This window comes from Streptomyces sp. NPDC050560, assembly GCF_044457285.1.
Lineage (GTDB): Bacteria > Actinomycetota > Actinomycetes > Streptomycetales > Streptomycetaceae > Streptomyces.
On sequence record NZ_JBITGT010000030.1, the window covers coordinates 1 to 11,281 of the forward strand.

An 11,281-nucleotide genomic window follows, 5' to 3' on the forward strand; every position below is an offset into this window, starting at 1 on the left:
CGACGTCGAACGCGCCGTCCTCTCCCGCGCCGTCCTCTGGCACGCCGAAGACCGCGTCATCCGCAACGGCAACCACACCATCGTCTTCACCTGACACACAGCTCGCCCCACACCTCGACAGGGAAGCCGCCCGGAACAGGGACAGGTGCTCTTGTCGCGTGCCGGAGGAAACCACACCAGGGCGGCGGGGCCCGGAGAACACCCCGCCCGGTGCTCCCCGCCGCCCCGCTCCGGCGCCGTACACCGTGGCCATGCCCGGCCGCGGTACCCGTACACGGTCCTCTCCCGGGCGAATCGTCCGCAGGAAGAAAGCGGTTCGCCACCATGACACACACCATCAAAGGCGCGGACATCGCGCGCCGCATACGCTCCCGGGTCGCCGAGCGGGTCGCCGAGACATCGGCCCACGGACACGTGCCCGGCCTCGCGACCATCCTGGTGGGCGACGATCCGGCCAGCGCCGTCTACGTCGCCGCCAAACGCCGCGCCATCCGCGACGCCGGAATGCGCGACTTCCACCGCCGCCTGCCTCACCACGCCACACAGTCCGCCGTCGCCGCGGTCATCGACGAACTGGCCGCCGACCCGGACGTCCACGGCATCCTCCTCCAACTCCCCCTCCCCGCACCGCTCGACGCCGCCCCGCTCATCGACCGTATCCCCGCAGCCAAGGACGTCGACGGCCTCACCACCGCCAGCACGGGCCTCCTGGCCAGGGGTGAACGCGGGCTGCGCCCCTGCACACCCAGCGGTGTCATCGAACTGCTGGACGCGGAGGGCGTCGGGCTGCGGGGTGCGCGGGTGGCCGTGGTCGGCTGGGGACAGCTCGTCGGCCGCCCCCTCACCTCCCTCCTGCTGCACCGCGGGGCCACCGTCACCGTCGCCCACGCGCACACCACCGACCTCGCCGCCGTGACACGCCCCGCCGACATCGTCGTCGTCGCCACCGGCGTCCCCGCACTCATCGGCCCCGAACACATCAGCCCAGGCACCACCGTCATCGACGTCGGCATCCACCGCACACCCCACGGCCTCACCGGAGACGTACGCGCCACCGAACTCCACGGCATCGCCGCCCGCATCACCCCCGTCCCCGGCGGCGTAGGACCCATGACCATCGCCATGCTCCTCACCAACACCCTCAAGGCCGCCGACGGGGACGTAGCCCCAGAGACCGCCCTCGCACGGCACTCACCCCCGAAAGCCTTCGAGCCCGCATGACGCACAGTCAGGGCACGTGTCTCTGAGGCAAGTTCATGCCCCGCAGGGGCTCTGCTGTCACACCGTCAGGGCCGTGCGGAGGAAGCGGAGGATCTCTGCCTGGGCGGCCTCGGCCTGCGGTTCCACACCGGGAAGCGTGAGGAACGCGTGCCGGGCGCCCGGGTATTCGGACAGCTGTACAGGCGTTCCCGCCGCGCGCAGCCGTTGCGCGTAGCGGCGGCCGTGGTCGGCGACCGGGTCGTGCGTGGGCACCACGACGAGCGCCGGTGCGAGGCCGCCCAACTCGTCGGCGTACAGCGGCGAGAGGGCGGCCCCGTCGTCCCCCGCGGGCACGGCGAGGCGCTGGAAGAGCCGCAGTTGCGGCATGGCCGGGGGCGAGCCGTGGGCGTACTCGGCGATCGACGGGTAGTCGAACATGCTCCCGGTCACGTCGACCGCCGGGTTGACGAGCACCTGCGCCCTGAGACGGAGGCCGGTGTCCCGGGCGCGGAGTGCGGCCAGGGCGCTGATCAGCGCGCCGCAGCTCTCGCCGAAGACGGCGGTGCGGGCCGGGTCGGCGCCCCACTGTGCGGCATGGCGCACCAGGTGGTCGAGTACGTCCCAGCCGTCGTCGGCGGCGTCGGCGAGGGGGCGGTCCGGGGCGAGGAGACGGTGCTCGACCGAGACGACGAGCGCCGGAAGCCCGACGGCGAGGTGGCTGTTGGTCCAGTCGCACTGCACCGCCGTACCCACGAAGCTGCCACCGTGGACATGGACGACGAGGGGCAGACCGTCCGGGGCCACGTCCCCACCGCCTTCCGCCGGGCCCGGCCGGTACACCCTGACCGGCAGGTCGCGGCCGGGCAGCGCGATCTCCTGCCAGTCGACGACGGCGCCGGGGTGCGGTTCCCCGAGGACCGCGCGCGCCGCGTGGGAGGCACGGAAGCGGTTCTCCGCGTCGCGGTACGCGGCCAGTTCCTCGGTCGTGATCGCCGAGAAGTCCGGCTCCCGCGGCCGCTCCGCGGCAGTGGCCTCGCTCATCTCTCTTCTCCCCCTCCCGCCCGGACACCGGGCGCGTGCTCATGGCGGCCATACGCCGCACTCGCGTTGTCCTCATTATGCACGCAGTGCGTGCAACAGCAAGTGCATAGGTTAGGGTGGGGCGGGACGAGAGGAGCGGGATGACGGGCCGGAGGCGATGGTCGACCGAGGAGATCCTGGACACGGCGGCGGAACTGCTGCGCACGGGCGACACCGAGTCGTTCAGTGTGCGCAGACTCGCGGCGGCGCTCGGGACGGACTCCTCAAGCCTCTACCGGCACTTCCGCAACAAGACGGAACTGCTGCGCGCGGTCGCCGACCGGGTCCTGCTGGCCGCCATGGACGGCTACCGCCCCGAGGGCGACTGGAAGCGGCGGATCACGGCCGTGGCCCTGCGCCTGCGCGCGGCCTTCGGCGAACAGCCCCAACTCGCCGGGGTGTGGGGGCGTTACGCGTCCGGCGGCACCGGCTCCCGGCTGGTGATGGAGGAACTCCTCCAGGCCCTGCGGGAGTCAGGACTGCCCGACGAGGAGATCCCGGCGCACTACCACCGCGTCACGGTCCTCCTCGCCGCGCTGATCGCCTCCGAGGCGGCGATCGCCACCATCACCGCCCAGGAGTACGAACAGGGCATGGAGCAGTTCCGCGTCGCGGTCCTCGGCGCCGCCCCCGAACGCTTCCCCGCCCTGGCCCACTTCGCCCGCGACGTACGCCCCCTGGGGGCAGACCGCCGCACCACGTTCGAAGAACTCCTCACCACCCAACTCACCCACATCGAGACCCAACTCCCCTGAGGATGCCGGGCCCTGGAGTGAACGCACGTCACGAGAGGGCGGTCACCGCGGCCCGGTCGAGGCGGTCCTTGACCGCCGCGGGCGAGGCGAGTGGGACGACCCCTGGGACGATGAGAACGACATAGGTGGACGTCACCAGGACCACCACCGCCACGATCGCGAACGGCGTGATCCCCATCAGGGCGACAAGCAGGGGAGCGGCAGCCAACGCGACAGGCTGAAGACCGAAGCTTGCCAGTGCCTCCAGCGCAAACACCCGGCCCTGTAGCCGGTCGGGGAACTCGCTTTGCAGCGAGCTGTACCACAGCACCATGAAGCAGCCGACACCGAGCGAACCGGCCGCCAGCCCCAGGCAGAAGCCCCACAACGGAACCTCGACCATCAGGCACACCGGTGTCAGCACACATGGCGCCAGTGCGTTCATGGCCCACAGGCCCGGGCGCCCGGAAGCGATCCTGCCGCCGGCCACCGACCCGAGCAGCGAGCCGACGAACGTCGCGGCGCTCACCCAGCCGAACGCCCCCAGACCGTAGCGCTGCTGGCTGACCATGGGCACCAGCACGAAGTTCGGACCGAACAGGAAGAACACCTGGGCCGTGCCCTGGAGCATCACCGCCCCCACCCACGGACGGCGCCGCACCTCGACCAGCCCCGACTTGGCCTCGGCGAACACGGCCCGCAACCCCTGCTGCTCCTGCTCCTCTCCCCGCTCGGTTTTGACACGCGGCAGCCGCAGCCACACCAGCGTCACCAGGCTGATGACGAAGGTGGTCAGGTCGACCAGGAGTGTCCTGGGCGGCGAGACGCCCGAGAGCAGCACACCGGCCAGCAGTGAGCCGACCAGTCCGCCCAGCCGTCTGGTGGCGGCGTCGACGGCGTTGGCCTGCTGCCGCAGGTCCTCCCTGACAACCTGGGACAGCGCGGCGCGGTGGGCCGGCTCGTACAGCGCCGCACCGGCGCCGGTCAGAGCCGCGGCGACGAGCAGCGGCGCGAGGGGCCCGCGCGAGGCGAGGAGCATGAAGCCGCCGACGCCGACGAGGCGGAAGACGTCGGCTACTGCCATCACCAGGCTGCGCGAGCAGCGGTCGGCGACGACACCTCCGAGGAGGAGCAGCACACCCATGACGGTGGACTCGACGGCGAGCAGCAGACCGAACGTGCCGGCACCCCTGCCGGGCACGACGAGCGCCGGCAGGACGACGACGGTGAGCTGATTGCCGAGCGTGCTGGTGGCTTGCCCGAGCCAGAACATCCGGTAGCGGCGGTCACGGACTAAGGCCCGCACATTGGTGTGTCTCATCCAAGCGGTCCAATCCTCCGCAGACGGCGAGGGGACACTAACCGAGAGGGCGGGACCGGCGCGCGCCAATATCGACCGAGGGACAGGCAGTAACGGGTTGCAGGGCGTTACGGGGCTGCGGTGGAATCGGGCGGGCCGGGTGTGTGCGACCCGGACGGGGAGGGGCGACGCATGGACGGGACGACGGCGCTGGACAGCGTGCTGCGGCAGGCACACGTGGTCGAGGTGAGCGCGGTGAGCGGGTCAGGGGTGGACGGCCGGATCCGGGTGGACCTCCGTGATCCGGGGGAGCTGGCCCGGCTCAGGGCGGCCATGGCCGTGGAGTCGCTGCCCGGGGTGCACTGCATGTGCCTCGGAGACGTCCACTTCGCGGTGTTCGGCCAGGACGGTGGGCGGCTTGCGGACGTTGTCCTGCACCACGGGGCGACACTGAGATGGGAGCGGTGGGAGAGCGACGCCGTACTCGCCGATGGCCACCAGCTCCTGGCATGGCTGAACGGGCACGGTATGCCCGACCCCCTGCGGCAGTTCGACGCCGACCGGCAGCGGGCGGAGCAAGGAGCCGAGGACGAGCGGACCTGGCTGGCCGCGATGCCCGCCGGACTGGAGGGCACCGCCGACCAACTCCTCGACCTCTCCCGCACAGGCAGCAGACCTACCCCCGAATTGCTCACGGACCTCACGGACGACCTGCGGCTGGCGTTCCCCGACCCGGTGGATCGTGTACTGGCCTTGCTCGCCTGGAACGGCTCCGGCACCGGACGCTGCTCCGGCTACCCCCTCCACGAGGGCGTGCCGGGCGAGCTGCTCGGCAGGGTGCCGATCACCGACCTGCTCGCCGGGCTGACCGACCCACGAGCCGAGGAGCGCCACGACGCCGGGGCCGTACGACATCTGGTGGGCTGGAAGACCCGCCCACACCAGAGGAGCGACGTCGCCGACCTCCCCGCGCCACTACGTGCCCGACTGCTGGCGCAAGCCCGCCGCTCCGAAGACCCCCACAAACAAACCCGCGCAGAACGGTGGTTGGCACCCCCACGGGCCTGAAAGCCGTCGGACGGCGGCCGCAGCCGACAACGGGGGGGCACGTACCGCGGCCCGCCGGGGCCCAGGACCGTACGAAGGACACACACCCCGACACACGCAAACCGGTACACGGGAAGCGCGCGCCGCCCGGAACAACCATGACGTACCGTCACAGATACACGAGATAGTGCTTCACTTACGATGACGCGGTGAAGTTCATTCTGGTGCCGGGTGGTTGGCAAGGCGGGTGGGTGTTCGACGCGGTGGCGGCCGAACTGCGCCGCAACGGCCACCGCGTAGAGGCGGTGACGCTGGCGGGACTGGAGCCGGACGGCCCGGCAGACATGGACCCGCCGCCCAATCTCGACACCCACATCGACCAGGTGGCCGAGATGGTCGACCGCGACGCCGAGGGCCCCCTCGCCCTGTGCGGGCACAGCTACGCCGGGCTGGTGATCGCCGGAGTCGCGGACCGCCTCGGTGACCGCCTCGCCCACCTCGTCTTCATCGACGCCTACGTCCCGGAGGACGGCGATTCCTGCTGGTCCCTGACCAGCGACCAGTTCCGGAACCTGTTCATGACCGGCGCCCACGGCGACGGCCGCTGGGTCGCGGCCCCCAGCGGCACGGACCCGCGCGCACGACCACACCCCCTGGCAAGTTTCCTCCAGTCCCTCAGGCTCCGGAACGGCCACGGACACGCGGTCGACCGCACGTTCATCAGCGGTGGCCCGTGGCCCGGCAGCCCTTTCGTGACCGTGACCGAACGACTGCGCCACGACCCGGCCTGGCGAGTACACGAGATCCCGGTCGGCCACAACATCGCCCGGCTCGCCCCGGACCGCCTGGCCGCAGTCCTGGGAGCGCTTCCGCAGGCCGACATGAGCGCGTGACGCTGAGTGCGTGTTTCTGATCTCATGGTTCGTAACGTGCCTGGTGAAAGGATTCGCTGGGCCCGGTATGGGGAGGCGAGTTCGAGAGCGAGTTCGAGTAGAGCTGAAGAAACCTGCGGACGGTGCGGTCACAGTCTGGTATCGCGTGAGAATCCTGATTTCCGAGCGCGGTGTGAGGCACTGTCCGCCGCAGGCGGTGTCACGTGGATCGGGGCTGCGCCTTTATGCGCCGCTGCTGAAATTCGGTCGTGCCGACGGGCGCGGGTATCCTAGCGTCTGGCCATGCAGATTGTCGTGACGCTGGATTGTATCAACACCGAAGCGCAATCGGAGTTTTGGCTCGCTGCGCTCGCGCCGCTGGAGTACCGGCGTGCCTTCGACGCACCTCCCTACCTCAGCATCACTGGGCCTGCTTCGGCGCCGACGCTGCTCTTGCAGAAGGTTCCGGAGCGGAAGGGCGGCAAGAACCGGATGCATCTCGACCTTGACTTCGGCACTGCCGATTTGGCCGCTGAGGTCGACCGACTCGAACGGCTCGGGGCTCGACAGCTTGCCGGGGAACAGGCTGAACACGGTTTCCGTTGGGTTGTACTCGCTGATCCGGAAGGTAATGAGTTCTGCTTGTTTGTTCCTCCATCGACCGAGTAATCGACGACGAATGGTTGGGTCTACGAGATCGCCGTCCACCCCTCCCGAGACGTCACAGATCGGCGGTCCTGACACAGCTTCTGAGCGCGAGTGACATTCAGCTGGTGGCGAGGGCCGGTCTCCTTGGCCAACTGGGCGCTTTGGTCGTCCCGTCACTCTGGGGGAGGGGGAGTGGTTTGCTGGGTGTCTTTCGGGGGGGCATGGGGTTGTGGGGCAGTTGGTCCGTGCGGGTTGGCGGTTGACCAGGCGGGGGTTCGGCCCGTGGGCGCGGATCTATCGTCCTGTGGAGGGTTCGGAGCGGGTGTGTGCAGTTGTGTATTCCGTCGTGGCGTGCGTTGGATGTCCGGCACTGGGGCGGTGCCGCGCAGTTCTCTGCGGCCGAACTGGCTCGTGTGCTGGGTGTGTATGCCTCGCGGGTGATGACGCCGTGTGGTTCGACGGCTGTGACGGGTCTGGAGCTGATGACTGCGTTGCATCCGCCGCCCCGGGCGTCGGAGCCGGATGCTGACGGCAGGCGGCATTCTGAGCGTAATCCGGGGAGTCTGGGCAGGGAGCCGGTTGATCCGGCGCCGTGTGAGGCTCCCGACGGCCATCCGGTGCTTCCCGGCTCCTGGCTGGTGGACTTGTCGCACGTGGACCTGTCGCGGATGCGGGCGGGCAGGGAGTGGGTGGAGCTGGACGGCGGTCTGCTGCCGTCTGCGTTCACGCCGAAGGGCGAGCGCCCGGCCGGTCCGGCGTGGTATGCGACGCCTACGGTCGCCTATGCGGTGGAGCTGGGTTATGAGGTGCGCCCTGTGGATGCGTGGGTGCGGCGGGAGAGCGGGCGTTACCTGGATGGCTGGTACAGCCGCCTGCGGGACGCCTATCTGGCCACGATGGCCGACCTCGGCGTCGGCTCCGGCCTCGCGTCGTCCGACTTCCTTGCGGCGATGGAGGGTTACGGGAGTCGTGATCCGGTGCTGGCGGTGGTGGTGTCGGCGGTGAAGGCGACGGTGAAGGGCGGTCTGGGGAAGCTGCGGGAGCGTCCGCGCGGGGGGAGGGGTGGCGGCCGGGGGAGGCGTGGCGTGCGCTGTCGCGTCCGACGTGGCGGCCGGATATCCGTGCGGCGGTCATTTCCCGTACCCGGGTCAATCTTCACCGGAAGATGGTCAGGCATGCGGCGTTCACGGGGCAGTACCCGGTGGCGGTGCTGTCCGACCGCGTCGTCTACGCGTCGGCCGGTGAAAGCCCGTTGGACCTCCTGCCCTACCGGGAGGGCAGGCCGCTGCCGGGCGGCTTCAGGCTCGGCGTCAATCCGGGCCTCGTCAAGCACGAGGGCACCCAGTCCGTCCTGTGGGGCGAGGAGGTCCGCGAACGCTTCGGTGCGCCGTGCCTCAACCTCGCCCGCTACATCAAGGACGGCACCGTCACCGACGCCGACAGCGGAGAGTAGGGAGGGGGCCGGGTGGGCTTGGTTGGGGAGGGCCTGGACGCTGCTGTGCGCGGGGCGTTCACCTGCCCGGTGCCGAGGGCGGCGGGCGCGCAGATGCGGTTTCTGGTCGGGCGGTTGAAGGGTACGGGGCCGGTGGCTGAGCTGCTGGGGGTGTCGCAGCGGCAGGTGGAGCGGTATGTGGCGGGCAGGGCGAGGAGGCCGCGTGCCGCGCTGGCGGCCCGTCTGGAGCGTGAGGTCAGGAGGCGGTGGCAGCCGCGGGTGCGGGCCAGGGCCCGGGAGCGGGCGGCGTCGACGGACGGCATTGTCATCGACACCCGTGCCCGTATGGGCTATACGGCGCCTGTCGGGTCGACGGACCAGGACCGTGTCCGGCATCTGACGGTCGCCCTGCCGCCCGTCTACGCCGCCCGTCTCTTCGACGGGCGTGAGGCGGGTGCCGGCGAGCGTGAACTGCGGGAGATCGCCGCGGAGTCGCTGAGGGAGGTGTACTTCCAGGACGGCGGCCGGCGCGCTGGCAGCCTGGAGGAGGTCCGTTTCACGGACATCGAGCACCTGGAGTTCGGCCTGTGACGACCTTCTCCGCCGTTTCCGGCAGAGGCGGATCGCCGGGGAGGGGTTTCCTGTCCGGAGCACGGGGTCCTGCTTGTGCGCCTGGGCGGTGGTTGCTCCGGCGTGGGGGGGCGCGGGTATTTCGCTGTCAGGCCGGGTCCGGGGTTCGTGGGGTTGCCGCGTGGCGGAGGGGAGTGCCGGGGCTGTCCGGGCGGCTGTCGGTGGCGCGTTGCGGCTTCTTGATCCTGTGGTGCGTGCGTGTCCGGCCCGGGTCCTGGAGTTTTTGGGCCGGGGGTTCACGGAGACCGGAGCCTTGGGGCGCCGGTGGGACGCTGAGTCCGTCCTCGCGGTGACGGGTGCCGGTACGGTGTCTGTGGACTGCCCGGTCAGGGCCGGCGAGATGTCAGGGACCGTCCTTGCCCCAGGTCTCGTTCATCTGACGTACTTCTCCGGTAACCGGGGGCGCCGGGCGCGGAGAAGCTCTCTGTGTGGCGGCTGACGGACGAGGGTCGGCGGTTGCACCTTTACCAGGGGACTCTGGCGAACTGAGCTGTGGGATCCGGCCGCCTGTGAGAGCGCCGGTCATCTGACTGCTCCTGGCTCTCGCCCTGTTGTGGCCGGTGCTTCGGCTTCCCCTGCTGCCTGCCCGCCGATTGTGCCGTGCGGCTGTCTCCCGGTCTGGCCACGCTCTTCGGCGTCTGCGCCGTGGTGTGGGTCTGCGGGCTGGGGGCTGGATGGTGGCGCGGTGCTTCGGTGTCGGTTTCCGGCGGGGTTTTCTCCTCCAGACAGCCGCTCGCTGCTGACGGGCCCTCACCGGCCCTCGCCACCTTCTATCGTGTTTGCTGGCTTTTGCCGGTTTTTGGCAGATTGGTGCGGTAGGGGTGTTGTGTGTGGCTGTCGGCCGGGTTCCACGGCCGACGCCCCTGGGCCTTCGTCTTGTGGTGGTGGGTGGTGGGTGGTGGAGGATGGTGGGCGGTGAACGGGAGCAGGGGGAGGGGGTGTGGTGGTGGCTGGTGTTGTGTCGCGGGGGGCGCGGCTGGCTGCTCATGCGGGTGTTTCCGGGGTGTTGTCGTCGCTTGATGAGGACGCCTTGCTCGGCCTCCTGGATAGGGCGGTGCCGGTCGGGTCCGGTATTGGTGGCTCGTCGGCTGTGCTGAGGGTGGCGGGGACTGAGGTCTTTGTGAAGCGGGTGCCGTTGACGGATCTGGAGAGGGAGCCCGGGCACGAGGGGTCTACGGCGGATCTGTTCGGTCTGCCGGCTTTCTGTCACTACGGGGTGGGTGCGGTCGGCTGGCCGGGTTTCGGGGCCTGGCGGGAGCTGGCGGTCCATACGATGACGACTGGCTGGGTGCTGGCGGGGGATTATGAGGGTTTTCCGCTGATGTATCACTGGAGGGTGCTGCCGGGTTCGGTGCCGCTGGCCGAGGAGCTGGCCGATGTCGGTGCTGCTGTCGCCTATTGGGGCGGGCTGGCGCAGGTGCGCCGCAGGATCGAGACCCTGCAGCAGTCGTCGGCGAGTGTCGTGCTGTTCCTGGAGTACTTCCCGCAGAACCTGCATGAGTGGCTGGGTGTGCAGGTCGGGGCGGGGGAGGAGGCTGTCGACCGTGCGTGTGTCATGGTGGACGGCGAGCTGGCGGGTGTGACGTCGTTTCTGCGGGAGCGCGGTCTCGTGCATTTCGACGCGCATTTCGAGAACTTCCTGACCGATGGCCGTCGTCTCTACCTCGCGGACTACGGCCTTGCTCTCTCCCGTGGTTTCGACATGGCACCGGAGGAGGCCGGTTTCTTCGCCGGGCATCAGCTCTACGACCGCTGTTACACCCTGACGTATCTTGTCAACTGGCTGGTCACTGCTTTGTACGGGTACCGGAGGCAGGACGGGGAGGGCCGTCTGGCGCGGGTTCGGGCTTATGCGGACGGTGAGCGTCCGGCGGGTATCCCGCGGGAGGCGGCGGCGGTCCTGTCCCGGCATGCCCCGCTCGCTGCGGTGGTCTCCGACTTCAACCGCAGCTTCCGGCTGCGGAGCAGGCGGACACCGTACCCGCTGGAGGCGGTCCGCCACCTCGGCAGTGCGTGAGGGCACCCCTGGGCAGCCCGGCCCGCCGCCGGCTCGTCGGCAGCGGCCGATGCCTCGCCTCCCCGGTTGGTACCGGCCGCCGTCTGCTGTGTCGAGCGAGCTGAGGATCGTGCGGGCGTGCCGCAGCATGACCAGGCCCGCGGCGGTGAGCCGTACCCCGTCGGAACGGCGCTCGAACAGCGCGGCTCCCGCACCGCGCTCCAGTGAGGCCGCCTGCCGCGAGACCGCCGACTGCGTGTAGCCCAGGCGGACGGCGGCCGCGGTGAAGCTGCCGGACTCCGCGATCTGCCGCAGGACCCGCAGCCCCGCACTGGAGACATC

At 70.2% G+C, this 11,281-nt stretch carries 9 protein-coding genes and 2 pseudogenes; 8 read left to right on the top strand and 3 right to left on the bottom strand.

The features are described 5' to 3' along the window. Positions 1–324 precede the first annotated feature (324 nt). On the top strand, positions 325–1,221 hold the full coding sequence (locus ACIBIW_RS36600) for a bifunctional 5,10-methylenetetrahydrofolate dehydrogenase/5,10-methenyltetrahydrofolate cyclohydrolase (protein ID WP_399342851.1): 897 nt from the start codon (positions 325–327) through the stop codon (positions 1,219–1,221). A 57-nt stretch (positions 1,222–1,278) separates the two neighbouring features. On the opposite strand, the gene ACIBIW_RS36605 is transcribed toward ACIBIW_RS36600, so the two are convergent. Continuing rightward, on the bottom strand, positions 1,279–2,241 hold the full coding sequence (locus ACIBIW_RS36605; RefSeq protein ID WP_399342852.1) for an alpha/beta hydrolase: 963 nt from the start codon (positions 2,239–2,241) through the stop codon (positions 1,279–1,281). A gap of 140 nt (positions 2,242–2,381) precedes the next feature. On the opposite strand from ACIBIW_RS36605, the gene ACIBIW_RS36610 reads away from it, so the two are divergent. Then, positions 2,382–3,035 (top strand): TetR/AcrR family transcriptional regulator, encoded by a 654-nt coding sequence (locus ACIBIW_RS36610; RefSeq protein ID WP_399342854.1) that lies wholly within the window; start codon positions 2,382–2,384, stop codon positions 3,033–3,035. Positions 3,036–3,063: 28 nt separating this feature from the next. Here the strand turns inward: ACIBIW_RS36610 and ACIBIW_RS36615 are convergent, their stop codons facing one another. Then, positions 3,064–4,335: an MFS transporter gene (locus ACIBIW_RS36615; protein WP_399342858.1), complete on the bottom strand. Its 1,272-nt coding sequence runs from the start codon at positions 4,333–4,335 to the stop codon at positions 3,064–3,066. A gap of 171 nt (positions 4,336–4,506) precedes the next feature. On the opposite strand from ACIBIW_RS36615, the gene ACIBIW_RS36620 reads away from it, so the two are divergent. The 6 genes and pseudogenes from ACIBIW_RS36620 (at position 4,507) to ACIBIW_RS36645 (ending at position 10,960) form a co-directional block, all read left to right on the top strand. Continuing rightward, positions 4,507–5,382, top strand: coding sequence for a hypothetical protein (locus ACIBIW_RS36620; protein WP_399342859.1), 876 nt, complete (start codon positions 4,507–4,509; stop codon positions 5,380–5,382). A 188-nt stretch (positions 5,383–5,570) separates the two neighbouring features. Further along, complete coding sequence (locus ACIBIW_RS36625) at positions 5,571–6,254, top strand: alpha/beta fold hydrolase (RefSeq protein WP_399342862.1); 684 nt, start codon at positions 5,571–5,573, stop codon at positions 6,252–6,254. A 282-nt stretch (positions 6,255–6,536) separates the two neighbouring features. Then, positions 6,537–6,902 carry a VOC family protein gene (locus ACIBIW_RS36630; protein ID WP_399342863.1) on the top strand — a complete coding sequence of 122 codons (366 nt, stop codon included), beginning with the start codon at positions 6,537–6,539 and terminating at the stop codon, positions 6,900–6,902. Between the two features lie 136 nt (positions 6,903–7,038). Continuing rightward, positions 7,039–8,334 (top strand): annotated as a pseudogene (locus tag ACIBIW_RS36635) (transcriptional regulator); the annotation flags it as partial. Between the two features lie 12 nt (positions 8,335–8,346). Beyond that, positions 8,347–8,904, top strand: coding sequence for a telomere-protecting terminal protein Tpg (gene tpg, locus ACIBIW_RS36640; protein ID WP_399342866.1), 558 nt, complete (start codon positions 8,347–8,349; stop codon positions 8,902–8,904). A gap of 982 nt (positions 8,905–9,886) precedes the next feature. Next, positions 9,887–10,960: a protein kinase family protein gene (locus ACIBIW_RS36645; RefSeq protein ID WP_399342867.1), complete on the top strand. Its 1,074-nt coding sequence runs from the start codon at positions 9,887–9,889 to the stop codon at positions 10,958–10,960. An 81-nt stretch (positions 10,961–11,041) separates the two neighbouring features. On the opposite strand, the pseudogene ACIBIW_RS36650 reads toward ACIBIW_RS36645, so the two are convergent. Beyond that, positions 11,042–11,281, bottom strand: a pseudogene (locus ACIBIW_RS36650) (LysR family transcriptional regulator); the annotation flags it as partial.

Excerpts from the sequence above, each read along its gene's own strand:
- ACIBIW_RS36605 (WP_399342852.1), bottom strand. The coding sequence starts at position 2,241 with ATGAGCGAGGCCACTGCCGCGGAGCGGCCGCGGGAGCCGGACTTCTCG.
- ACIBIW_RS36630 (WP_399342863.1), top strand. The coding sequence starts at position 6,537 with ATGCAGATTGTCGTGACGCTGGATTGTATCAACACCGAAGCGCAATCG.
- ACIBIW_RS36620 (WP_399342859.1), top strand. The coding sequence starts at position 4,507 with ATGGACGGGACGACGGCGCTGGACAGCGTGCTGCGGCAGGCACACGTG.
- ACIBIW_RS36615 (WP_399342858.1), bottom strand. The coding sequence starts at position 4,335 with ATGAGACACACCAATGTGCGGGCCTTAGTCCGTGACCGCCGCTACCGG.
- ACIBIW_RS36610 (WP_399342854.1), top strand. The coding sequence starts at position 2,382 with ATGACGGGCCGGAGGCGATGGTCGACCGAGGAGATCCTGGACACGGCG.
- ACIBIW_RS36600 (WP_399342851.1), top strand. The coding sequence starts at position 325 with ATGACACACACCATCAAAGGCGCGGACATCGCGCGCCGCATACGCTCC.